We start from the raw sequence: 24678 nt of genomic DNA on the forward strand, positions 1-24678 counted from the left end.
GCCAGGGGGTATCGACCGGCCTCGTCGAGCGGGACCGCCATGAAACTAAAGGCGGGCCGTTCACGGGGCCAGAAAATGCGCTGGCCCATCCTTGCCGGAAACGAGCCCGCGGTGGCTGCGCCTTCGTTAAGGTATCACCTCAGCTCTTCATGCGCCTCGTTCTCGGACGCGGATTTACGTCGTGGTGACCTTCGTCCAAGATCGCAAAGGACCCGCGCCTACCGAGCGAACTCGCGGCGCTGGCGAGTCGAACCCGCTATAGACGATAATTAGATGGTCTCACGACGCTGACGCCAAGTCCGGCAGAATTCGAGCGCGGAGATCATCTCCTTCTCGACGGTCGAGACCGAGATGTTCAGGCTACGCGCGATCTGCGGATAGGTCATGCCGTCGACCTTGCTCAGCAGAAAGATGCGTTGGGTGCGCTCGGGTAGCGTCTGCAGCGCGCGCAGCAGAGCGTCGAGATCCAGCCGGCTGGCCACCGCGTGTTCGGGGTCTGCCACACCGGTCTGCAACTGCTCCGACGATACATTGCTAGCATAAGCGGCACGGACGCGTTCTGCCCGGATCGTGTCGCAAGCAAGATTGCGCGCGGTCGTGACAACGAGACCGACGTCGCGTTCGGTCAGTTTGCGGTTCATCAGCTTGATAAACGTCTCGTGGACGACGTCTTCGGCGGTATGCGCATTGCCGGTGATGCGACGCACCATCCGTTTGAGCTGGCCCTGCTCCGCTCCAAATATACTGAGCAGTTCTGTCGCAGACGACATGAGATCCCCATCGTAGCGCATCAGCCCCGACTGAACGGGAAGCGTTCGAAGTAATCGCCGACGCTATCGCCAACAAAAATTCGGTGCGAGAGCAATGCTCGTGGACATTACCTCCGATCATTCTTCTAATCGCATTCCTCGCGGATCTGTCAACGCCGCACGATCTTTGCAATCGATGATTGGTTGAATTCTAAACTATGGATGCCGCCCACGATTACGGGTCTGGCCGCTGTCGACCGTTGATACCATACGGCCTCGCATTTCGGGCCGCTTTGCGGAAGACATACCGATGCCCGAATCCATGCGCGAGCTCGCAGAACGCGCAACGTTCCAGAGCTTTGCCAATTGCTACCGGCGCGAAATCGATCCCGGGATGCCCTGTCAGGAGCGGCCGGAGTGCGGGGATTGGCGAAGCTACGTCGTGTGGTTCTGTCCGATGTCGGCTGCGACATTACGCGCCGAAATCGAACGGGAGTCGCTGTGCGGTCCGCTCCGCTTCGGGCGCGTCTTCATTTGCCGAGCACCGGAGAATGCCTGGCATGAGATCGCGCCGCTCCGCGCGCTCTATCTCATGGTGCAGGAATGCTATTCCGGAGTCCGCGCCGCACGGACGAAAACGCTGCGCAATGAGGAGGTAGAGCTGCTCGGCCGCGTACTCGCGAGCTATCAGTGCATTGCCGAAAGCCTGCAGCGATCATCCGGGGAGGCAGGCCGAACCTTCCTCGACGGCGAACAGAGCCTGATATTCGGGCATTGGCTGCACCCGACGCCGAAGAGTCGGCAAGGCATGACCGATTGGCAGAAGCCACTTTATGCACCGGAGCATCACGGCCGATTTCCACTCACATACTTCGCCGTCGACGCGGCGTTGTTACGTCACGGTGGCACCGAAAAAATTTCCGTCTCTGACATTATCGAGACACTCCTCCCGGTGGCCGACCGCCCGACCTTGCGTCCGGGCGAAGCCCTTCTGCCTCTCCATCCGCTGCAAGCAGAAGCCGTGATGCTCGATCCCGACATCGCGGACCTCGCCAGGCAAGGCCGGCTTCGCCGCCTCGGTTCGTTCGGCGCGGAGTTCTCGCCGACGTCCTCGGTCCGCACGCTGTACAGCCCCGAGATTCCGTGGATGCTGAAATTCTCCCTGCCGGTACGGATCACCAACTCCTTGCGGATCAATCGGATGCCCGAACTCGAGGCCGGGGTCGCAATGTCGCGGTTGTTCGCGCGCACCGATTTCCTGGCGCGCCATCCCTGCTTCCGCCTGATCCGCGATCCAGCCTACCTGACGCTCGGGCTTCCCGGCCGCACCGAGAGTGGATTCGAAGTCATCTTCCGCGAGAATCCATTCACAACGGGCAACGAGAGCAAGGGCATCACGATCGCGGCCCTGACGGCCGATCCTCCGCCTTGCGCGCGCTCACGGCTCGACCTGTTGGTGCGCGAACATGCTGCGCAGCAAGGCGTGCCAGTGGCGAGCGCTGCCCGGCAATGGTTCTCGGCCTATCTCGATTGCGCGCTGGACCCGCTCGTCAAGCTCTATGACGAACTGGGCGTGGCCTTGGAAGCGCATCAGCAGAACGTTCTGCTCGACGTCTCGGCCGGGCTGCCGACCGCGTCCTATTATCGGGACAATCAGGGCTTCTACCTGTCCAATGCCCATCGCGATCGGCTGGTCGCGCTGGTGCCCGACACCGCCGAGATCGGCGGCTTGTATTTCGACGATCGCGTGATCCAGGAGCGCTTTGCCTATTACCTGATCGTCAATCAGATCTGCTCGGTGATCGCCCGCATGGGGCAGGATCGACTGATCGACGAAGAAGCGTTGCTAATCATCTTGCGCGATCGCCTCAACGACTTGGCGCACGAACTCGGCGGCGTCGGACGCGAATTCGCCATCGGCATTGTCGAGCGTCCGACTGTTGCCGCGAAGGCCAATCTGCTGACACGGATGTTCAACATCGACGAGCTCGAGGCCGAGGACGGCCGCGCGATCTATGTGCAGTTGGCAAATCCGCTGTTCGGCAATCGCCGAGCGGCGCGACGGGGAGAAGCTCGTGTCGCTTCCCGGTGACATCCCTGCCCGACCGGATGAGCGGATCGTGCGCCAACTCATTGCAGCGGCCTTGTACGAAAACCTGTTCGGTCCTTTGGCGTCGGCGGCCGCCCCGGCGCGGCCCTTCGAGTGGCGCAGTGGCGGGCAAGCTTGGCGAGCGCGTGGCCGCCTCGGCGCGTTCGGCCGACCTCGCCTCGAGCCGGGAACGGTCGAGTGCCGAACCGGCAGCGCGTGGCGTCCGGCGTCGATCGGCGATGCGGTTGCGGCCCTTCCCGGTGGCTCGCGAGAGCGAGCGCGGCTCGCTCAGGAACTCGGTCAGACGGAAGCACTGGTGCGTTGGAATCGGCTCCATGCTCCGCGTCACGACCGGCGACTGATGTCGTTCTCCGCACTCGACGCTGCGATCGACGAAGGGCACCCCTACCATCCCTGCTTCAAGTCGCGCACCGGATTCGATGAGCACGACCACCGTTGTTACGGCCCCGAAGCCGGTGGCTCGTTCCAGTTGGTCTGGCTCGCGGTCGCCCAGGATCTCATCCATCTGTCATTGCCAGACACGGAAGAGACATTCTGGCAGCGTGAACTCGGCGCCCCAGGACTCGCGGAGATCGAAGCGCGCGCTGCCGCCCTCGGCCTCGAACACGGGTGTTTCGGCCTGATGCCGATCCATCCATGGCAATGGCATGATCTATCGGCCGATCGGCTGCGTCCTCTGCTCGAGTCCGGCCGAATTCACTATCTCGGAGTCGCCGGCGACGCGTATCGCGCCAGCCAGTCCGTTCGGACGCTCAGTAACGCGCAGAGCCCATGCCGGAGCAGCGTGAAGCTGTCGCTCGGCATCGTCAACACTTCAACTCGCCGCAACATCGAGGCGCATTCGGTTGCGACCGCCCCACTGCTGTCGCGCTGGCTCGACGCAGTTCTCGACGGCGACCCGCTGTTCAAAACCCGCTATCGGCTCGACATCGTCCGCGAATTTGCCGGCGCGATCGTCGATCGGGATGGTCCACTCGGGGGAGACGTCGCTGCGATCTGGCGGGAGAGCGTCGAGAGTAAGCTTGCGGATGGCGAGCGCGCAGTACCGTTCAATGCGCTGATGGCGATCGAAACAGATGATCTGCCCTTCATCGATCCGTGGCTGCAGCGCTACGGCATCAAGCCATGGCTCGAACGATTGATCGACGTCGCAGTGCTGCCGGTGTGGCGACTGCTCGTCGTCCATGGCATCGCCACCGAAGCGCACGGCCAAAACATGGTGCTGGTCCACCGCGACGGCTGGCCCGAACGTCTGATCCTGCGGGACTTCCACGACAGCCTGGAGTTCGTGCCGGACTTTCTCGCCGATCCCAAACTGGCGCCAGATTTCCTAGCTCTCGATCCTCGTTATCGTCGCGCGCTGCCGAACCAGTACTATTGGATGGAACGGCCGGAGGACCTGCGCGATCTGTTCGTCGATTGCCTGTTCGTGTTCAATCTGTCCGAGATCTCGCATCTGGTCCAGAGCTTCTACGGGATCAGCGAGGGCGCTTTCTGGCACCGGGTGTCGTTGCGTCTGGCCGCCGACATCGCCGAACACGGCCTGGGTGAACGCGTCGCCCGTCTCGGCTTCGGCACACCTGAGATCGTGATCGAAAGCCTGCTCGCCCGAAAGCTCGGCCTGCCGGGCGACGCTCTCCAACACAAAGTCCCAAATCCACTTGCGGCCGCCGCGCCGATCGCACGGGAGTACGCATGATTCAGGTCGGCGACAAATTCTACGATCAGGTCCTGCTGCAGGCGATGGGCGCCCGCGCAGCTGAGGCAGTCGGCCTCAATGATCGGTCCAAGCTGAGCTTTGCAGTCTGCCTGTCCGATCCGGCAGAATTCCTGGCGCTGCTGCTCGCCATCCGCGATGCCGGCGCCAGCGTGCTGCCGATCCATCCGTCGACGCCGCGTGCTGCGGCGCGCCGGCTGGCAATCGACCTCGGCTGCCACCGGCTGGTGACCGATGGGCTCGCCATCGAGGATCTCGGCGGCGAAGGTCCCGGTCCGGGCGGGCTGATGCAGACCACATCCGGCACCACTGGCGAACCGAAACGGGTCGCCCGCAGTTGGGTTGAGATCGATCGCGAGATCGATAGCTATGTGACGCATTTCACCGCCCCGCAGGACATGACGCCGCTGATCGCATGTCCGGTCACGCATTCCTACGGACTGATCTGCGGCGTTCTGGTCGGGCTCCGCCGCGGCCAGATTCCGCACATTCTCGGCACGGCCAATCCAAAATATCTCATCGCTCGCCTGCGCCAGACCAACCGGCCGCTGCTGTATTCATCGCCCGCCATGCTCCACACCATCGCCCGCCTGCTGCCCGCAGGCGAGACGATCCATGCTGCGATGACGTCCGGCACCCTGCTGCCCGACCAATGGCTGATGACAATCCGGGCCCGGACGACGCATCTGTTTCAGCAATATGGCTGCTCGGAAGCCGGATGCGTGGCGATCAATTCAAACCTGGCCGCATCAGGCGACATGGGCGTGCCGCTTCCGCATCTCCGTGTCGAGACCGGAGATGCTGGTCAGCCGCGGGAGATCGTGGTCCACGTCGGCGAACGCGCAATCCGGACGGCCGATCTCGGCTACACCGAGGACGATGGCACATTGGTGTTCGTCGGTCGCCTCGACGACACCATCAACGTCTCAGGCCTCAACGTCTATCCAAAGGAGGTCGAGGACGTGGTGATGGCGATGCCGGGTGTGACCGACGCGGTCGTATTCCGACGCCTGGATTCCCTCGCGGGCGAGCGGGTCGCTGTGGCATTCAGCGCCGAACACAGCATTGCGCCAGCGGAGCTGCGCGACTGGTGTATCAAGAACCTGGCTCCCCATCAGGTCCCCATGGAGACGGTGCGCCTGCCCCGGCTGCCACGACAGGCGAACGGCAAGATCAACCGGCGAGAGATCGCCGCCCTGCATGCCGAAGGACGCCTCGCGTTTTTGGCAGAGGAGACCGCCGCGTGACTCGCGAGCAGATTACGGCCGCGATCCACCAAGTGCTTGCCGAGCGGATGAACAACCTTCATCTCGACGGCTTTGGCCCACAATCGCGGCTGAATGCCGACCTCTATCTCGACTCGGTATTGATGCTGGACCTGCTTTTGCATCTGGAGCTCGATCACGGCATCCCCGTCCCCGAAGCGGCCGTCGCAGCGACGGCGATCGACACAGTGAGCGATCTGGTGGAGTTGTTAGCCGGTTCTTCCACGGCTACCTCGAGCGCCAGTGATACCGCCGTCGCGGACGCTCCCGACGTCCATGCCGACGTCTATCCGGACATCAAAGTGCATTGCGTCGTGTCGTGTCTCTGCGACGCTGTGAAGGCCGCCGGCCTCGATCACCGCCCGATGTATTTCGGTCTTTGGGACGCCGACTTCGCCGTCTCGGACAAGATTCAACTACGCTATCACGCCGATCAGATCGGCCACGGCTTCTTCTGCCAATGGTTCGAGCGACTCTACGGCGTGCATGTCACCGAATGGTACGATCACTCGGCGCCCAAACAGGCCAATCTCGACAGGCTGATGGCTTTGGTCGCCGCCAGACAGCAAACCGAAAGCGTGATGGTGATGTTGGACATGTTCCATCTGCCGGAGCGGGAGAACAAGTTCAACCAGAACCCATTTCCGCACTATCTGATGGTCGAAGCGACGGAGGATCCGGAGATCTGGCAGATTCGCGATCCCGACTTCCGCTGGGAGGGACCGATCGCAAAAGACCGTATCCTCAACGCCGTCGCTCAGCCGAGCGTCGCCGGCGGTTACGTATTCGATCGCCGCTCGATACGGGTGCCAACCGCCGCCGACATCGGCGACTATTTTCTGGCGTGCTTCATATCCGACGACAATCCGCTGATCCGCCGCATCCGCGAAGTCGTCGATGCCCATCTCGGCTGCCGCGACGGCCTGCGCCTTCAGGCGCTCGGCGATGCGGTCCGTGAGCTTCCCGTGCTGTCGATCAGGAAATGGGCTTACGAGCACGGCTTCGCCTTCTTCTGGCGCGAACTGGAGTTGCCGAACGACGCATTCCTGACGTGGTGCGACCGGATCGAAGAGCTCGCGCTCGGCCTCCCGGCGTTGCATCTGAAGATCCTGCGGTTGGCCCAGACCGAGGATCGCGCCTGCGCCGCCGACATCAATCAGGCGCTGAATCACCTGGATGCTCTGGAGACCGCGATCAAGGCCAAGCTGCACGAGGTCTTCATAGCCTGGTGCGCCCTAAAAGGTCTGACCCAGGGGATGCCCCGTGAACGCCGTGTCGGTGCGCGGTGATGAAACTCTCGGTCTGCACCATCACGTTCCGCCATCACCTGCTCTGCTTCAGCGAGATCGTGGAGTGGGCACAACGCAACGGCTTCGACGGCGTCGAACTGTGGGGCGCTCACGCGCGCGGCTTGATGCGGACCCACCCGGAATACGGTGCAGACTGGATTCGCAGTTACGGTCTGTGGGTGCCGATGTTGAGCGATTACCTGCCGACAGACGGCGACTTTGCTGACATTCGCCACCGGACCATCCAGCTCTGCCGGATCGCACAGCATTGGTCGGCGCCAAAGATCCGCACCTTCGCCGGTAACAGGCCAAGTGCCGCACTTTCGCGCGACGAGCGCAGAGCCCTGGCCCGCCGGATCGGCGAGATTGCCGGCATCGTCCAAGATCACGGCATCCGCCTGCTCGTCGAAACACACCCGAACACGCTGGCCGACAGTGTCGAGTCGACGCTGTGCCTGTTGGCCGATGCGGATCACCCAGGCCTCGGTATCAATTTCGATGCTTTGCATGTCTGGGAAGCAGGCGATGATCCGGTCCTGGCGCGCCGGACGCTCGCCGACTTCATCGGGCACTATCATCTCAAGAACGTTCGATCGCGCGCCGAGCTCGGTGTGTTCGCCCCTGAGAACGTCTATTCCGCAGCCGGTTGCCGTGACGGCATGGTGCCACTGTTCGACGGCGCGATGGACTACGATAGCTTCCTTGCGGCCTTGGCGGACGAGACCGATGCGGAAGCGTCGCTCGAATGGTTCGCTCACGATTGCTTCGAAACCCTGGCCCGGGATCGGCTAGCCATACTCGCCCGCTCGATATCGACGAGAGGCCGCCGCAGCTCGGCGGCCACGCAGCAGGCGCGGCGGGCAGTGTCGCGTGCCGCCGGCCACGTCGCCTCCTCCAAAGGACCCTCATGTATTTGATCCGTATGATCGCCATGCTCGCCGCGCTTGCTCTGCCTGCGCCGGCCTCCGCGGAAACCATCGAGATCCAGACCGCCCAAGGTACGGTCAGAGTGCAGGCCAAACCGTCTCGCGTCGCCGTCTTCGACATGGCAGCGCTCGACACGCTCGACCTGCTCGGCGTCAAGGCCGCCGGTGTCCCGGATCGGGTATTCCTGCCCGAACTGAAATCAGCCGCTGCCGGCGGCGAGGTCGTCGGCACGCTGTTTGAACCTAATCTCGAAGCTCTTAGCGCGCTTGACCCGGATCTGATCATTCTCGGTGGTCGTTCGTCGCCTAAGGCGAAGTTCACCGCACGGATCGCCCCAACGATCGACATGACGATCGACGGACAGGAACTGGTCCGGGACGCCGAAGCCCGGCTCCAGGCCTACGGCCGGCTGTTCGGCCGCGAGCAGACCGCCGAGCAAGAAAGGCAAAAGTTCAACGCGGCAATCGTCGCGGCGCGCGATGCGGCCAAGGGTAAAGGACGCGCGCTGATCGTGATGACCAACGGGCCGAAAATCTCCGCCTTTGGCCTCGGATCGCGGTTCGGCTGGATTCACAGCACGCTCCAGATCGAACCGGCGGTAACCACCATGGCCCCCTCGATCCACGGCGAAGCTGTCTCCTTCGAGTTCGTCCGCAAGGCCGATCCGGACTGGCTGATCGTGGTCGATCGCGCGATGGCGATCGGGGCCGGCGACAATCAAGCGCGAGCCACGCTCGACAACGAGCTGGTGCGTGACACCAAGGCCTGGAAGAGCGGCCGCGTGATCTATCTTCCCTCCGCCGATCTCTACATCGCCGGCGGTGGCATCCAGGCGATGACCCGCGTTCTGGCGGCTCTCACCCGCGGCTTCTCGGAGCCGCGATGATCGCAGTCGAGCGAGCCGCTTCGCGCTCCGCCGGGACGACCGCGCTGCTGGCGCTGGTCGCCCTGTTCGCCGTCAGCATCTTCGTCGGCGTCGGCGACGTCGCGCCGCGGGACGTGTTGACCAATCCCGATACGCTTTATCTCGTCGCCGCAAGCCGGCTGCCGCGCACGCTGGCCGCCGTTCTGACCGGCGCCGGCCTCGCGATTGCCGGCCTGGTGATGCAGACGCTGGCTCGCAACCGGTTTGTCGAGCCGACCACGGCGGGGACCGGCCAGAGCGCCGCGCTCGGCATCATGTTGGTGGCGCTGTTGCTCCCTTCGGCCTCGATCGCCACCAAGACACTGGTCGCGAGCCTGACCGCCCTCGCCGGCACATCGCTGTTCCTGGCGATCGCCCATCGGCTGCCGCCGACGCAGCCGTTTCTGGTGCCGCTGTTCGGGCTGGTCTACGGCGGCGTGGTCGGCGCCGCCGTTACCTTCGTCGCCTGGCACACCGATCTGCTGCAGTTCATCGAGATCTGGACCAACGGCGAGTTCTCCGGCGTGCTGCGCGGTCGCTACGAACTCCTCTGGGTCTCGGCCGCTGTCCTCGCCGTAACCTGGGCGTTCGCCGACCGCCTCACTTTGATGTCGCTCGGACGCGACGTCAGTGTCGGGCTGGGGCTGGACTATGCCCGCATGATGCAAATCGGGCTGCTGATCATCTCGATCGTCACCGCGCTGACCGTGGTGATCGTCGGGATGATCCCGTTCGTGGGTCTCGTGGTCCCCAACATGGTCTCGCGGCTGATCGGCGACAATATGCGATCGCTGATCCCCTGGGTCGCGGGGAGCGGCGCCGCGCTGGTGCTCGCCTGCGACATCATCGGCCGGCTGCTGCACTTCCCCTACGAGATCCCCGTCGGCACCGTGCTGGGCGTCGTCGGCGCAGCGTCATTCCTGTGGCTTCTATTGCGCCGTCCGTCCCATGCGTGACAGATCGACGATCGTCCTGGCCTCGCTTGGCGTGGTCGCGCTCGCTTGCATCGCAGCCTACATGACGGTCGGGCTGCGTGGAAACCTGTGGTTCGCGCTCGAGCTGCGCGCCGTCCGCCTGGCTGCGCTGATCGTAGTTGCGCTCTCGATCGCGGTCTCGACGGTGGTGTTTCAGACGGTGACGACCAACCGGATCCTGACGCCGTCGATCATGGGACTCGACGCGCTCTACGTGTTCAGCCAGTCGCTGCTGGTATTCGCCGTCGGCGGGCTTGGCTTCGCGGTGCTGGACCCGCGGCTCAAGTTCGCCGGCGAGGCCACCGTGATGGTGATCCTCGCGGCGCTGCTGTTTCTGCCGCTGCTGAAGGCCCGCATGGACCTGATCCTGATGCTGCTCACCGGCGTCACCGTCGGCGTGCTGTTCCGCAGCCTGTCGTCGCTGCTCGCCCGGCTGATCGATCCCAACGACTTCGTGGTGCTGCAGGGCGCCAGCTACGCCAATTTCAGCAAGATCCACGGCGAGCTTCTGATCGCCGCCTGCGCGCTGACGCTGGTCGGTATCGCCATCGTCTGGCGGATGCGCCACGTCCTCGACGTATTGGCGCTCGGCCGCGATGTCTCGACCGGCCTTGGCCTGGAATGGCCGCGCGTCGTTGCGGGCATGATTATGCTGGTCGCGGCACTGGTCGCGGTCTCGACCGCGCTCGTCGGGCCGGTGGCGTTCTTCGGCCTGCTGGTCGTCGCCCTCGGCGAACGGCTGATCGATACGCGGCGCCACGCGATCCTGCTTCCGGCCGCGGCGCTGGTCGCCGTGATCGTGCTGGTCGGCGGCCAAACGATCCTGCAGCATGTTCTCGGCGGCGCCTCAACACTTGGCGTCGTCATCGAGTTCGTCGGCGGTCTGGTGTTCCTCGTAATGCTTCTGCACGGAGTCCGGCGATGATCGTCGTGAACAACGTCTCGCTCGCCCATCAGGGCGTGCCGATCCTCAAAGACATCAATCTGGAAATCCCGGAGACCGGCGTCACCGCGTTGATCGGGCCGAACGGAGCCGGCAAATCGAGCCTGTTATCGCTGATCGCCCGGCTTCAGCCATTGCAGCAAGGCACCATCACGGTTGACGGCTTGACCGTCGGCGCGACGCCGAGCCGCATACTCGCCCGCACGCTCGCGATCCTGCGGCAAGATCCGGCGATTGCCAGCCGGCTGCGCGTGCGTGAGTTGGTCGCCTTCGGCCGGTTCCCGCACAATGGCGGCCGCATCACCGACGAAGATCGGGCACTGACCCAGGCCGCGCTCGAACGCTTCGATCTGACGTCATTCGGCGACCGCTTCATCGACACGCTGTCCGGCGGACAGCGGCAACTCGTGCTGGTGGCGATGACGTTCTGTCAGGGCACGCGATGGTTGCTGCTGGATGAGCCGCTCAACAATCTCGACATGTTTTACGCCCGCGAGCTGATGCGCGCCCTCCGCGAAATCGCCGACAGTGAACGGCGGGCCATCGTGATCGTTTTGCACGATATCAATCAGGCGGTGACTTACGCCGATTACATCGTCGCCCTGAAGCACGGCGCGGTGGTCGCGAGCGGCCCTCCAGCGCTGATCGCAAACACAACCAGCTTGCAGCGGATCTTCGGCTATGAGATGCCGGTCGAAAGCTATCACGGCAAGCCGATCGTTCTGAACCACTTATGAAGTCTTGATGCATTGAAACACGGCGTCCTACGATCCCACGCGAGAATGCGGCGACGGCCGCGCGTCGGAGACGCGCGACCTCGATCATGCCCCCGCACAGCGCGAGAGATGGCGTGGAGATGAACACCGCATCGAATGACGACGACCGTCAGCGGGCGCTCCAGGAGGCGACCGAGTGGTTCGTCCGCCTCAACAATCCGCTCGTATCAGACGAGACCCGCCGCGCTTACCAGACCTGGCTCGCGGCGGATGTAGCGCATCCTGAGGCGATGCACGAAGTCTCGGAGCTCTGGGGTGCGCTGGATCAGCCGGCGGCGCAGCTCGCCGCTTCCGGATGGCACCGCGATGCACCGGCGCCAGTCCCGACTCCGCGCCCTCGCCAGCCAGCAACAATCGGCGTGAAGTTCGCCGCCGCTTCGGCGGTGGTGGCGATGGTGGCGGCGATCTTCATGTGGCGCGATCCCGGCCTCATCGACCGGGCCTTTGCAGATGCGGCCACGCGCCCTGGTGAACGGCGCGACGTGCGCCTCGCCGATGGCTCGTTGGCGGTACTCGACGGCGACACGGCGCTGAACAGCGACATGGCGAGCGGTCGCCGCGTCGTGACCCTGTTGCGCGGCCGCGCTTGGTTCGACGTCGTTGCCGACTCCGCACGTCCTTTCACCGTCCGCGCAGGACAGGTGGACGTTCAGGTTCGCGGTACCGCCTTCGAAGTCGATCGCGATGCTGCGGCGGTGACCGTCGAGCACGGCCGGGTCGCTGTCTCAGACCCTCAGACGACAGATCTCCAAGTCGATCTGACCGATTGGCAACGGGTCGCGTTCCAGAACGGTCGCCTCGGCACACCAACCGCGATCGAACCGGACCAGGCTTTCGCGTGGCGGCGCGGCCTGATCATCGTCGACCGCGCGCCACTGTCGCAGGTCGTCAAAGAACTCGACAAGATGGCGCCCGGTCACGTTCTGATCGTCGATCGGCAACTCGAACGGACGACGCTGTCCGGTACTTTTCGCGCCGACGATCAGGAGTCGGTGCTGGAGGCGCTGCGCGCCACCCTTGGCGTGCGTACCCTGTCGGTCCCTGGCGTGGCCACGCTGATCTACCGGTAATGCTTCTCAGTATTTTTACGGGTTTTGCCTCGCACGCACGTTGATCAGCGAGGGCTTTGAACGCGTACCCCTCGACCGTCGTGGGGGACGTCAAGACGATGCGAAGATTTGCCAGTGTCGCCGGATCGAGGTGCGGGACCTCCCTCTGTGCGTTGGCACTTCTCGTGACCGCGTCCGAAGCCCGGCCGCAAGCGGACGCGACGTTCGACTTCCGGATCGAGCCCAAGCCGCGCCTGTCGGCGCTGGCCGACTTCACGACGACAACAGGTATTCAGGTCGTTCGGCTCGGCGAAGGTGCAATCAGTGGTGCCTCGCCCGCCGTCAGCGGCCGCTTCGCCGCCGAGACCGCGCTACGAGAGATTCTCGCCGGATCGAACCTCGCCTATCGCTTCACCGGCCCCCGCACCGTTACCATCGAGTCGGCGCCCGACGCCGCCATCGCGCTCGAAACGATCAGCGTGACTGAGGTCAGCATCGGGCGCGGCGGCATCAGCGAGATCGATATCACCAGCGCCGATATCGAACGCCGAAATGCGACCGACCTGAGAGGCGTGTTCCGCGGCGAACCAAGCGTCGTGGTCGGCTCATCATTGCCGATGTCTCAGAAACTCTATGTCCAGGGCATCGAGGAGACCAATCTGGCGATCTCGATCGACGGCTCACGCCAGAACAACAAGGTGTTCCATCACAACGCCACCACGATGATCGACCCCAGCCTGCTCAGGGCGGTCCGCGTCGATGCCGGTGTGGCGCCAGCCGATGCCGGCCCCGGCGCGCTCGGCGGCGCAATTGCTTACTTCACCAAGGACGCACGAGACTTCCTCTCCGCGGACGGTTTCGGCGGAGCGATCAAGTCGACGTTCAATTTCAACGGCAACGTCTCGACCACCAATCTCACCAGCTACAGCCGCCAGGGCGAATTCGAGGCGCTGGGCTCGTTCACTTACGGCAAAGGCAGCGAGTTTCGAGCCGGTAACGGCGAAAAGGTGCTCGGCAGCGCCGCCAATGTCTTGAGCGGGCTCGGTAAGCTCGCCTATCAGAACGCCGACGGACATCGCTTGTCCATTAGCCACGAGCAGATCCGCGACGACGCCATCCGGCCGTTCCGCGCCAACGCGGTGCAGATCTACGGCTCGCAGACGACGCCGCTCGTCCGCCCCTACAAGCTCGACCGGCAGAACACGGTCGTCAGCTACTCCAATGTCGCTCCGGAGGGGTGGTGGAATCCAAACATCGTGCTTGGCTACAACCGCACCCAAGTCGCGGTCGATCAGTACGCCGGAGCCACACCTGAGACCTACAGCTACACCAGCGAAGGCGTCACCGACAGTCTCAACGGCAAGCTGGAGAACAAGTTCGCACTACCGATCGGCGATATCGTGGCCGGTATCGATTTCTATCGCGACCGCGCCAGATCGATTGAACGGACCTATCGAACCGCCGAAACCGCCGACAATATCGGCGCCTATGCCCAAGCCCGCCTGAAATTCGCAGACAGCACCAAGCTGTCGTTCGGGCTCCGCGGCGACCATCAACAGTTCGGTGGCATCAACGGCTTCCGCTCCAGCGACCAAGGGTTAAGCAGCAACGTGTCGGGCGAATACGCCCTCACCAGCCACCTGACAGCAAAGGCAGGTTACTCTAACGTCTGGGCCGGCGTTCCGCTTGCAGAGAACTACGTCCAGAACCCGGCCTGGAACTACGGCACCGGACCGCGTTCGGTCACCTCGGACAACGCGACCGCCGGCCTGGTGGCGCACTTTACGAGCTTCCGGATCGAGGGTGGCGTATTCCGGACTCGAATCTGGGACGCTCGCGTTCCGCTGTGGGCCGCCGACATGGCGCTCCGCGCATTCGATGTTCAGAGCCAAGGCTTTCACGTCGGCGGCAATTACTATTGGGACGATGGATTCGCTCGCCTGCAATTCGTTCGCACCGACGCAACGATAAATGGCAGGCCGGCCGACAGCTATCTCGGCAAATACCTGACTGCTCCGATCGGCGACATTCTCACAGTTCAAGTCGCGCACAGTTTCGCACCGTTGAGTCTGACGATCGGCGGCGATGTCGAGATCGCGTTCGAGGACGACAGCCTGCTGGATCCCGTCTCCGGCATCGGCCGGCTCGACGGCTACGAAGTGGTCAACGTCTTTGCCGAACACCGTCCGTTTTCCATGCCGTCGCTCACGCTTCGCGGCGAGGTCCGCAATCTCTTGAACCAGACTTATGCCGCGCGCGGCACGTACGGCCTCGAATACGGCAGCGGCGTGGTCCGGCCACTCTATGACCCCGGCCGCTCCTACCTCGTCAGCGCCAAGCTGACGTTCTAGCCGGCCCGCGCCATGGGAAACGACATGCATGTGATCATTCGAGCGATGCGCCGGGAAGATGCGGCCGACATCTACGACATCGTCAATCAACACGCCTTCCGGTTCTGGACTCTCGCCCTTCCCTTCGAGTCGTTGGAAACCATCGCCAAATGGCTGGTGCCGCAGTCCCCGCGCGACCTGCACTACTCGGCCGAGCTGGATGGACGCGTGATCGGAGCGTCAGCCTTGCGCCCGTTTTACGGGCGCCGCGCCCACGCCGCGGAATTTTGGATCGGCGTTCACGAAGACTACGCGCGCATCGGCGTCGGCTCGAAGCTGCTCGCCGCGATGATCGACACCGCCGACAACTGGCTGAACATCAAACGGCTGGAGATGACGGTGTTCACCGACAATGTCGCAGCGCTGGCGCTGTACGCGAAGTTCGGCTTCACAATCGAGGGCACCCACAAGGCCGCCAGCTTTCGCGACGGTGAGTTCGTCGACGCCCATTGCATGGCGCGGCTGCGATGAACCGCCGATCCCTCCCTCGCATTTGGCCTCGACCCGCTGCTCAACGCGGCAGCAAAACGTGGCCCCAGATCACAGCTGATCGCCCGCAAACTTCCGCGACGCGACGATAGCCCTCCACGACATTCCACAAAGAACATCTCGGAGATATTGATGAGAAAGAAAGTTGGTCAGGTCGCTCTGGTCGTTTCAGGCTTCGGCGTGATGCCGCTGGCCGATGGCGCCTTGGCGCAAACGTCGTCGTCGCGCTCGACGAACCTGCCTCCGATCGAGATCCTCGAACCGCAAGCGCGTCAGCGCGCAGCGAGCCGGCCTGCGAGCACCGCCGCCAATCCGCGCCGGGTGGCGTCCCGTCCTCGCGCGCGGCAAGCCGAGGCCCCCCCGTCAGTCTTCCCCACGCCCGGGGTGCCGCAGACCGGAACGGTCGGACAACCGCCGGTCCCCTATGCCGGTGGCCAGGTTGCCAGCGGTGCACGCCTCGGCCTGCTCGGCAACACCTCCATCTTCTCGGCGCCGTTCAACATCACCAGCTTCACCTCCAAACTGATCGAGGATCAGCAGGCACGGAGCATCGCAGACGTCGTGTCGAACGATCCGTCGGTTCGCAACGATGCCCCCCCGTTCAGCGAGCGCGACTCGTTCTTCATCCGTGGATTCTCGGTGACCAACCTCGACACCGCCTATGACGGGCTGTTCTATCTGGCCAATCCGCGGCGAAGCTTCCTCGAGGGCATCGAGCGGGTCGAGATCCTGAAAGGCCCGAGCGCCCTGCTCAGCGGCGGCACCGCCCGCGTCGGCGGCACGATCAATCTGATCCCGAAGCGGGCCGGTGACGAACCGCTGACGCGCCTGACGACCGGCTGGATGAGCGACTCCCAGTTCTGGAACCACCTCGATGTCGGTCGCCGCTTCGGCGACTTCAAGGAATGGGGCGTCCGCTTCAACGGCTCCTACCGCAATGGCGATACCCCGCTGGACCTCAACTCGGTTGAGGTCGGCGTCGCCTCCCTCGGTCTCGATTATCGCAGCGAGGATTTCCGCGCCTCGCTAGACCTCAACAGCTCTGTCCAGCACATCAATGCGCCCACATCTCTGTTCAACTCGGCGGCGCCGAACATCGTCATCCCGCCCGCACCGAACGGCCGCATCAACACCGCGAGCAAGGACGAGTACATCGACAGCCGCTACAAGATGATCGCCGGCCGCGCCGAATACGACATTCTGCCGGACACCACGCTGTATCTTGCCGGTGGCGGCAGCATCTACAATGAAGATTTTCTCACCTCGTCCTACCGGATCACCAATTACAACGGGACGGCGACCAACACGCTCGCAATCCAGCCGCAGGAGCTGCAGGGCTATACGGGCGAGATCGGGCTGCGGTCGAAATTCAGGACCGGCGTGATCGGCCACCAGCTCAACATCTCGGCGGTGGAGGCCAACAACGAGCTGTATCGCGGCGGCACGCTCGGCTTCAAGTCGTACAGTTACGCGACCAACATCTACAATCCGGTCCGCCCATTGCCCGGGGCTTTTCAGACCAGCGGATTCGCGCAGTCCGACGACCGGCCGCTGCTGTCGCGGCTGACCGCTCGCAGCGTGGCGGTCTCCGACACGCTTTCATTGTTCAACGACCGGCTGCTTCTGACCCTCGGCGGCCGTTGGCAGGACATCGCACTCAGCGGCTTCGTGACCGCGGCAGGGCCAACGCAGGGAACCCGATCGTCCTACTATAACGAAGCCCGCTTCAGCCCTGCTGTGGGCGCCGTGATCCGCGCGACGGATGAGCTGTCGATCTATGGAAACTATATCGAAGCGCTCGACGCCGGACCGACGGCGCCCGGGACGGCGCGAAACCCCAACACGGTGTTTCCACCAATGGTCAGCAAGCAACAAGAGGTCGGCGCCAAGTATGATTTCGGCTTCGTGGCGCTGACGGCCTCATTGTTCCAGATCGAGCAGCCCAGTGCCTACACCGATCCCACCACTAACATCTTCTCGGTGGACGGGCTGCAGCGCAACCGAGGCGCCGAATTCAACATCTTCGGCGAACCCTTTAAGGGCGTCCGACTGCTCGGCGGTATTGCCCTGATCGATGCCAAGCAGGTATCCAGTATCGGCGGCCGCTACAACGGCAACGACGTGCCTGGCGTGCCGACCACCTCGCTGACCCTCTACGGCGAATACGATCTGCCGGCCTGGATGGCTCCGGGCGTCACCCTCACGGGCCGCGTCATCCACACGGCCGATGTGTTCTACGATCAGGCCAACACGCAAACCGTGTCCGACTGGACGCGGGTCGACCTCGGCGCCCGCTACACGTTCGTGGCACCGAACGGCAAGCCGGCCGTCCTGCGCGCCACCGTCGAGAACGTCGCGGATACGGCCTATTATCTGTCGGCTGCCCGCGGCTATCTGGCCGTCGGCGCGCCTCGTACCTACATGGTGTCGGCGACGTTCAATTTCTAAACATCGATCGTGCGGCGCGCGGTTCGGCGACGCCGTCCAAACGAAGCGAAACGGCTCAGGCGGCCCCCGCCTGAGCCGTTCATCAATCAAGTAACATCGAGATCGTGCATGAACTCATCCCCGACCTCCAGCCCACAAACGACCCACGCCTCCGTGCCCACGGCCCACGCCAGCCGTTATCTTCAGCAGCTCTGCAAGCACTGGGCGCACAAGTTCGAAACCGAATTCGATTCGACCCAGGGCCGGATCGCTTTGCCGCTCGGAGAGGCCCGGCTGACCGCTAGGCCAGACACCCTATTAATCGATCTGACCGCGACTGATGCGGCCAACATGACGACCTTCCAGCAGGTCGTGATCAGCCACATCGAACGCTTCGCGTTCCGTGAACAGCTTCGTTTCGTTTGGGAGTGAAGGACGACCTGCCGGCCAGCGATGGCATCATCCGGAAACAGCCTCGATCTCTGCTCCGCCGGGGTCGGGTTCAGGTACCCCATCATGACCGCGACAATCTTGTGGCCGCTCTGCCGCATGAGCGTCTTAAGATCGGTGCCGCGCGCCGACATACGGGATAGGGTTTCATGTCGGAGATCGTGGATCCGGAGATCCGGGCATTGCGCCGTGATACGAATCTCATTTCGCCACCGTTGTCGGCGACCCCAGACGAAAACCTGAACACCTTGCTGTCCGCCGGCTCCCGATCAGTCAGGTCCGGCAAGCCCGCGTAGGCGCGGTCGGAGATCGCCACGTGGCGCGCGCTGCTGTCCTTCGAGTCCGGAATGACGACGAAGCCGGGCTCCTGCCGGATCCATGCGCACTTCATCGATATCGCCTCACCGAGGCGCATCCCGGTGTCGAGCAGAAGCGGAAACAGCCTTCCACTGCCGGCCCGCCGGGCCGATCAGACCGCGATCGCCTCGTTGATGGCCCTCTCCTTGCCCTGACGCAGCCGTCATTCACGATGGCGGAGGGTTGCGGCACGCCGCGCCGACACATCCAATAGCGCCACTGCCCAATTGCAGCTGATGCGCACGCGGATTGGTCCTGCGACAGAGATCGGCACCACGGACATCACTTGATCCGACCCCAGTCAATCTCCGACATCCAAGGCAAGATTGCAGCTTCGGCGTGTGTGAAGCACACTATTCAACGAACTTCCGGCAGACCACTATTGCTACAAGTGACAGGCATCCACGGGATGCGCTGGCAAACATTTGAACATGGTCAGCGATATCTGAGCTATTGTGCACAAGCAGGCCTCGAGAGGGAGTGAAATGGGATTTCAGATTGATCACGTTGTCGTCGCCGTCGCCAATCTCGACCAAGCCATTGCCGACTATCGCCGCCTCGGCTTCACCGTGGAGGCCGGCGGCGAGCATCCTGGACGGGGTTCGCGCAACGCATTGGTTGTGTTCGGCGATGGTTCGTATTTCGAATTGATTGCCTTCGACCGGCCTGCACCGGATTTCCGCTGGTGGCAGGTGCTCGACCGCTCCGGCCCGGGCCTCGTCGACTACGCACTGCTGCCGCGCAATATCGATGCGGACGTGGCAGGGGCGCAGTCTCGCGGTCTGGACTTCGAGAATCCGGAAGACGGCGGACGAGAGCGGCCCGATGGAGAGCGGCTGATTTGGAAGACCGCACGCTCGAAGCAGAGCGATACCCCGTTCTTCTGCGGCGACGTCACGCCTCGGGCCTTGCGCGTTCCGGAGGGCGCCGTGCGGCAGCACCCCAATGGCGCTCTGGGCATCGGTTCGGTGGTTGTTGCGGTCACGGACATCGACCGAAGTGTCGGTCGGTACGCGGCATTGTTTGAAGAACCTGCTGCCGACGTCCATACGTTGCCTGGACTGGGCGTCCGCGTCGCGCATCTTCCCGCGGATCGTAGCACGATCACCCTGATCACACCCACTGCCGAGGGTCCGGCCGGTCAGCGTGTCGCCGCGCACCTTAAGTCACGCGGCGAAAGCCCGTTCGCGATCGGGCTGAAAGGCGCTCCTCCGACGACGCTCGACATCACGCTGTCGCACGGCGCGCCGCTCGAATTCATCGGCTAACCTGTCCGCTCAAAGGAGATCATCACAGCATGACCATCGATCCCCGCATCACCACCATCGCGGATGAAGCGATCGTCTGGCGCCGAGATATCCACGCTCATCCGGAACTTATGTACGACCTCGACCGCACCTCGGCTTTGGTTGCCGATCTGCTGTGTCAGTTCGGCTGCGACGAGGTGGTGACGGGGCTGGGACGAACCGGCGTTGTCGGCCTGGTACATGGTCGGGGCCGTAGCGCCAACCGCGCCATTGGGCTCCGCGCCGACATGGATGCGCTGCCAATCGAGGAAGACACCGGCGTCGCTTACGCATCGCAGACGCCCGGCCGGATGCACGCTTGCGGCCATGATGGTCACACCGCAATGCTGCTCGGCGCAGCCAAGCATCTGGCCGCCACGCGAGACTTCAACGGCTCGGTGGCATTCATCTTCCAGCCGGCCGAGGAAGGCGGCGCCGGCGCCAAGGCGATGATCGAGGACGGTCTCTTCAGCCGTTTCCCGATCGACGAGGTCTATGGCATGCACAACAAACCCGGCCTTCCGATCGGACAGTTCGCCACCCGCACGGGCGCGGTCATGGCATCGACCGACCGCATTGAAATCGAGATCGAAGGCATCGGAGGTCACGCCGCACGGCCGCAGTATTCGATCGATCCGGTTGTGGTCGGGGCGCAGATTGTCACCGCGCTGCAGACGATCGTATCTCGAACGCTTGACCCGCTTGCTTCCGCGGTTGTTTCGATCACCAACTTCCATGCTGGCTCCGCATTCAACGTTATCCCGCAGAAGGCCAATCTGGTCGGCACCGCGCGAGCGCTTGATGGCAAGGTTCGTGACAGGCTGGAGGCCCGCATCGCGGAGCTCTCAACGCTGATTGCCCAGGCTCATGGGGCGACGGCCCGGGTGACTTACGAGCGCGGCTATCCGGTGACCTGCAACCACGCTGAACAGACCGCTTTTGCAGCGGATACGGCCGCAGCAATCACCGGCAACGATCAGGTCGATCGCGATCTTGCCCCGATGATGGGCGCCGAGGACTTTTCCTACATGCTCGAACAGCGCCCAGGCGCGCTGATCTTTCTCGGCAATGGTGACAGCGCCGGGCTGCATCACCCGCGCTACGATTTTGCCGATGCTGCGATTCCTTATGGCATCGCCTACTGGTCTAAGCTGGTGGAGCGCGCGCTGCCTTTGTGAGCAGCGCATTCCGTAATCAATGAAAGAATAAACCTGCGGCGAGCGCAATCGATGGAACGAAATCACCCAGAGACCGGAAAAATCAGCATGGTTTGAACGTGGCTCACAAAGTATCGTCCCGGACCGCCAGCCGTTTTGCACCGCAAACACAAGCATTCCAGGAGAAGCGATGCCCCTCTCGCGGATCGAGATTAGCCGCCGCACTGCGCTACTGACGTCGGCCGCGATCGCCGCCAATGTGATCAACCCGATGCGCGCCTTCGCCCAGGAGACGCCGCGCAAGGGGGGCGTGTTCAACGTCCATTATGGCGCCGAACAGCGACAGCTCAATCCGAGCCTGCAGGCCTCGACCGGCGTCTACATCATCGGCGGCAAGATCCAGGAACCGCTGGTCGACCTCGACGCGGCCGGCAACCCGGTCGGTGTGCTGGCGGAAAGCTGGGAATCCACGCCCGACGGCAAGACCATCACCTTCAAGCTGCGCAAGGGCGTGACTTGGCACGACGGCAAGCCATTCACCTCCGAGGACGTCGCCTTCACGGCGATGAACATGTGGAAGAAGATCCTCAACTACGGATCGACCCTGCAGCTGTTCCTCACCGCGGTCGACACGCCCGATCCGCAAACCGCGATCTTCCGCTACGAGCGGCCGATGCCGCTGAACCTGCTGCTGCGCGCGCTGCCGGATCTCGGCTACGTCTCGGCCAAGCACATCTACGAGACCGGCGACATCCGCCAGAATCCGGCCAACCTGGCGCCGGTCGGCACTGGCCCGTTCAAGTTCAACAAATACGAGCGTGGCCAGTACATCATCGCCGACCGTAACGACAATTACTGGCGGCCGAACGCTCCCTATCTCGACCGCATCGTCTGGAAGGTGATCACCGACCGCGCCGCGGCCGCGGCGCAGCTCGAAGCCGGCGGACTGCAGCTCAGCCCGTTCTCTGGTCTGACGATTTCCGACATGGCTCGGCTCGGCAAGGACAAACGCTTCGTCGTCTCCACCAAGGGCAACGAAGGCAACGCCCGCACCAACACCATCGAGTTCAACTTCCGCCGCAAGGAGCTGTCGGACATCCGCGTCCGCCGCGCCATCGCGCACGCCATCAACGTGCCGTTCTTCATCGAGAACTTCCTCGGCGACTTCGCCAAGCTCGGCACCGGCCCGATCCCTTCAACCTCGACGGACTTCTATCCGGGCCCGAACACGCCGCAATATCCCTATGACAAGCAGAAGGCGATCGCCCTGCTCGACGAGGCCGGGCTGAAGCCCGGCGCCGGCGGCAACCGGCTGTCCTTGCGGCTGCTGCCCGCGCCGTGGGGCGAGGATATCTCGCTGTGGGCGACCTTCATCCAGCAGTCGCTGGGTGAGGTCGGCATCCAGGTCGAAGTGGTGCGCAACGACGGCGGCGGCTTCCTCAAGCAGGTCTATGACGAGCACGCCTTCGATCTCGCCACCGGCTGGCACCAGTATCGCAACGATCCCGCGGTCTCGACGACGGTATGGTATCGCTCCGGTCAGCCAAAGGGCGCGCCCTGGACCAACCAATGGGGCTGGGAAGACCCGACGGTCGACAAGATCATCGACGACGCAGCAACCGAAGTCGATCCGGCCAAGCGCAAGGCGCTGTATGCCGACTTCGTCACACGCGCCAATACCGAGCTGCCCATCTGGATGCCAATTGAGCAATTGTTCGTCACGGTGATCACCGCGAAGGCGCGCAATCACTCCAATACGCCACGCTGGGCGTCGTCGACCTGGCATGATCTTTGGCTGGCCGAATAGCGCCAACTCCGCCAGAATAGCTGCATGCGTATCCTGAACCTCGCGGGGCGGCGACTCGCCGCCTCGATTCCGACCTTGTTTCTCATCCTGATCGGCATCTTCCTGCTCCTGCAATTTGCGCCGGGCGACACCGTCGACGCGATGATGGCACAGATGGGTGGCGGCGACGCCGCGACCGCGCGCGAACTGCGGCAGTTCTACGGGCTCGATCTGTCGATCCCGATGCAACTCGGCCACTATCTTTGGCGGCTGGTGCGGTTCGACCTCGGCTTCTCGTCGATCTACGGCAAGCCGGTCGCGAGCGTGATCCTCGAACGGCTGCCGCCGACGCTGCTGCTGATGACCGCGTCGCTCTCGTTCGCGTTCTTTGCCGGCCTCGTGCTTGGCGTGGTCGCCGCACGCGGCGTCAACAAGTGGCCGGACACGCTGATTTCGACGCTGGGCCTGATCTTCTACGCGACCCCGTCGTTCTGGTTCGGGCTGATGGCCATCGTGGTGTTCTCGGTCTATCTGCAATGGCTACCGGCAGGCGGCTTCGAGGACATCGGCCAAGCGGCGACCGGCCTCGCACGAACGCTCGACATCGCGGCACATCTGGTGCTCCCGGCGCTGACGCTCGGGCTGATCTTCTTGGCGATCTACTTGCGCATCATGCGGGCCTCCATGCTCGAAGTGCTCAATCTCGATTTCGTTCGCACAGCGCGCGCCAAGGGACTCGACGAGACCCGCGTCGTCGTCCGCCATGTGCTCCGCAACGCGCTGCTGCCGATGGTGACTCTGATCGGCCTGCAGGCGGGCACCATGCTGGGCGGCTCGGTGGTCGTCGAGAGTGTGTTCTCGCTGCCGGGCCTCGGCCGGCTTGCGTATGAATCGGTCGTGCAGCGCGACCTCAATACGCTGCTTGGTATCGTGTTCGTCTCGGCGCTCCTGGTGATCGCCGTCAACTTCCTGGTCGACCTGCTCTACGCCCGCCTCGACCCACGCATCTCGTCGGGGACTTGACGCGATGGATGCGCTCAAACGCTACTTCCGCAGCCCGGCCGCCATCGTCGGCCTGATCCTGTTGCTGCTCGTCATCGGCATGGCGATCAGTGCCGGCTGGTTCTATCCCCGCGATCCCTTGGCGCTAGCCGGCCGGCCCCTGATCTGGCCATTCAGCAATCCGCGTTTCTTGCTCGGCACCGACAATTCCGGCCGCGATATCGCCGCCCAGATCTTCCACGGCGCACGGATCGCGCTGCTGATCGGCGGCGCCGCCACCGTGATCGCTATTCTGATCGGCGTGCTGATCGGCGCGTTCGCGGGCTATTTCGGCGGCTGGGTCGACACCGTCCTGATGCGAATTACAGAGGCATTCCAGACCCTGCCGAACTTCGTGCTGCTGCTGGTGCTGGTCGCGGTGTTCGGCTCGACGCTGACCACGGTGACGATCTCGGTCGGCATCGTGTCGTGGCCGGCGCCAGCACGACTGACACGTGCCGAATTCCTCAGCTTGCGCAATCGCGAGTTCGTGCAAGCAGGTCGCACGCTGGGCATGAAGGATCTGCAGTTGATCCTCGGCGAGATCCTGCCCAACGCGCTGCCGCCGGTGATCGTCTATGCCAGCGTGGTG

The 24678-nt window shown here is 63.6% G+C and carries 21 protein-coding genes and 1 pseudogene; 20 read left to right on the forward strand and 2 right to left on the reverse strand.

Annotated features, from left to right (window positions below):
- Window positions 1–269 precede the first annotated feature (269 nt).
- Window positions 270–770 carry an RNA polymerase sigma factor gene (locus DYI24_RS03520; RefSeq protein ID WP_246701140.1) on the reverse strand — a complete coding sequence of 167 codons (501 nt, stop codon included), beginning with the start codon at window positions 768–770 and terminating at the stop codon, window positions 270–272.
- Window positions 771–1059: 289 nt separating this feature from the next.
- On the opposite strand from DYI24_RS03520, the gene DYI24_RS03525 reads away from it, so the two are divergent.
- The 14 genes from DYI24_RS03525 (at window position 1060) to DYI24_RS03590 (ending at window position 18441) form a co-directional block, all read left to right on the forward strand.
- Window positions 1060–2841, forward strand: a complete 1782-nt coding sequence (locus DYI24_RS03525) for an IucA/IucC family protein (protein ID WP_164571271.1) — start codon at window positions 1060–1062, stop codon at window positions 2839–2841.
- 358 nt (window positions 2842–3199) lie between these two features.
- Window positions 3200–4558 (forward strand): IucA/IucC family protein, encoded by a 1359-nt coding sequence (locus DYI24_RS03530; RefSeq protein WP_246701141.1) that lies wholly within the window; start codon window positions 3200–3202, stop codon window positions 4556–4558.
- Entirely contained in the window at window positions 4555–5823 is a 1269-nt protein-coding gene (locus DYI24_RS03535) for an AMP-binding protein (protein WP_164571273.1), read from the forward strand. The genes DYI24_RS03530 and DYI24_RS03535 overlap by 4 nt, the downstream gene beginning before the upstream one ends.
- Window positions 5820–7130, forward strand: a complete 1311-nt coding sequence (locus DYI24_RS03540; RefSeq protein ID WP_164571287.1) for a DUF6005 family protein — start codon at window positions 5820–5822, stop codon at window positions 7128–7130. The genes DYI24_RS03535 and DYI24_RS03540 overlap by 4 nt, the downstream gene beginning before the upstream one ends.
- Window positions 7130–8047, forward strand: coding sequence for a sugar phosphate isomerase/epimerase family protein (locus tag DYI24_RS03545; protein WP_164571274.1), 918 nt, complete (start codon window positions 7130–7132; stop codon window positions 8045–8047). Before DYI24_RS03540 ends, DYI24_RS03545 begins: the two co-directional genes overlap by 1 nt.
- Window positions 8038–8943 (forward strand): siderophore ABC transporter substrate-binding protein, encoded by a 906-nt coding sequence (locus DYI24_RS03550; protein ID WP_164571288.1) that lies wholly within the window; start codon window positions 8038–8040, stop codon window positions 8941–8943. Before DYI24_RS03545 ends, DYI24_RS03550 begins: the two co-directional genes overlap by 10 nt.
- A complete protein-coding gene (locus DYI24_RS03555; RefSeq protein ID WP_164571275.1) occupies window positions 8940–9917 on the forward strand; it encodes an ABC transporter permease in 978 nt (325 codons plus the stop codon). The genes DYI24_RS03550 and DYI24_RS03555 overlap by 4 nt, the downstream gene beginning before the upstream one ends.
- Window positions 9910–10860 carry an iron chelate uptake ABC transporter family permease subunit gene (locus tag DYI24_RS03560; protein WP_164571276.1) on the forward strand — a complete coding sequence of 317 codons (951 nt, stop codon included), beginning with the start codon at window positions 9910–9912 and terminating at the stop codon, window positions 10858–10860. Before DYI24_RS03555 ends, DYI24_RS03560 begins: the two co-directional genes overlap by 8 nt.
- Window positions 10857–11615, forward strand: coding sequence for an iron ABC transporter ATP-binding protein (locus DYI24_RS03565; RefSeq protein WP_164571277.1), 759 nt, complete (start codon window positions 10857–10859; stop codon window positions 11613–11615). The genes DYI24_RS03560 and DYI24_RS03565 overlap by 4 nt, the downstream gene beginning before the upstream one ends.
- A 119-nt stretch (window positions 11616–11734) precedes the next feature.
- Window positions 11735–12724 (forward strand): FecR family protein, encoded by a 990-nt coding sequence (locus tag DYI24_RS03570; protein WP_164571289.1) that lies wholly within the window; start codon window positions 11735–11737, stop codon window positions 12722–12724.
- A 164-nt stretch (window positions 12725–12888) separates the two neighbouring features.
- Window positions 12889–15054 (forward strand): TonB-dependent receptor, encoded by a 2166-nt coding sequence (locus DYI24_RS03575; protein ID WP_349627731.1) that lies wholly within the window; start codon window positions 12889–12891, stop codon window positions 15052–15054.
- A 24-nt stretch (window positions 15055–15078) separates the two neighbouring features.
- Window positions 15079–15564, forward strand: coding sequence for a GNAT family N-acetyltransferase (locus tag DYI24_RS03580; RefSeq protein ID WP_246701142.1), 486 nt, complete (start codon window positions 15079–15081; stop codon window positions 15562–15564).
- Between the two features lie 150 nt (window positions 15565–15714).
- Window positions 15715–18030 carry a TonB-dependent siderophore receptor gene (locus tag DYI24_RS03585; RefSeq protein ID WP_164571280.1) on the forward strand — a complete coding sequence of 772 codons (2316 nt, stop codon included), beginning with the start codon at window positions 15715–15717 and terminating at the stop codon, window positions 18028–18030.
- Window positions 18031–18138: 108 nt separating this feature from the next.
- Window positions 18139–18441 carry a DUF2218 domain-containing protein gene (locus DYI24_RS03590; protein ID WP_164571281.1) on the forward strand — a complete coding sequence of 101 codons (303 nt, stop codon included), beginning with the start codon at window positions 18139–18141 and terminating at the stop codon, window positions 18439–18441.
- Between the two features lie 122 nt (window positions 18442–18563).
- On the opposite strand, the pseudogene DYI24_RS28735 reads toward DYI24_RS03590, so the two are convergent.
- A pseudogene (locus DYI24_RS28735) lies at window positions 18564–18874 on the reverse strand (site-specific integrase); the annotation flags it as partial.
- On the opposite strand from DYI24_RS28735, the gene DYI24_RS03600 reads away from it, so the two are divergent.
- From DYI24_RS03600 to DYI24_RS03625, 6 genes are all read left to right on the forward strand, one after another.
- Complete coding sequence (locus tag DYI24_RS03600) at window positions 18807–18971, forward strand: hypothetical protein (protein WP_164571269.1); 165 nt, start codon at window positions 18807–18809, stop codon at window positions 18969–18971. The pseudogene DYI24_RS28735 and the gene DYI24_RS03600 overlap by 68 nt on opposite strands.
- A 330-nt stretch (window positions 18972–19301) precedes the next feature.
- Window positions 19302–20084 (forward strand): VOC family protein, encoded by a 783-nt coding sequence (locus DYI24_RS03605; RefSeq protein WP_164571283.1) that lies wholly within the window; start codon window positions 19302–19304, stop codon window positions 20082–20084.
- Between the two features lie 29 nt (window positions 20085–20113).
- On the forward strand, window positions 20114–21280 hold the full coding sequence (locus DYI24_RS03610) for a M20 aminoacylase family protein (RefSeq protein WP_164571284.1): 1167 nt from the start codon (window positions 20114–20116) through the stop codon (window positions 21278–21280).
- Window positions 21281–21449: 169 nt separating this feature from the next.
- A complete protein-coding gene (locus DYI24_RS03615; RefSeq protein WP_164571285.1) occupies window positions 21450–23066 on the forward strand; it encodes an ABC transporter substrate-binding protein in 1617 nt (538 codons plus the stop codon).
- A gap of 24 nt (window positions 23067–23090) precedes the next feature.
- Window positions 23091–24068, forward strand: a complete 978-nt coding sequence (locus tag DYI24_RS03620) for an ABC transporter permease (RefSeq protein WP_107344326.1) — start codon at window positions 23091–23093, stop codon at window positions 24066–24068.
- Window positions 24069–24072: 4 nt separating this feature from the next.
- Window positions 24073–24678 (forward strand): ABC transporter permease (locus DYI24_RS03625; RefSeq protein WP_164571286.1); only part of this gene is annotated, 606 nt, incomplete at its 3' end.

It is taken from the genome of Rhodopseudomonas sp. BR0C11 (genome assembly GCF_010820945.1).
GTDB classification, from domain to species: Bacteria; Pseudomonadota; Alphaproteobacteria; order Rhizobiales; family Xanthobacteraceae; genus Rhodopseudomonas; species Rhodopseudomonas palustris_H.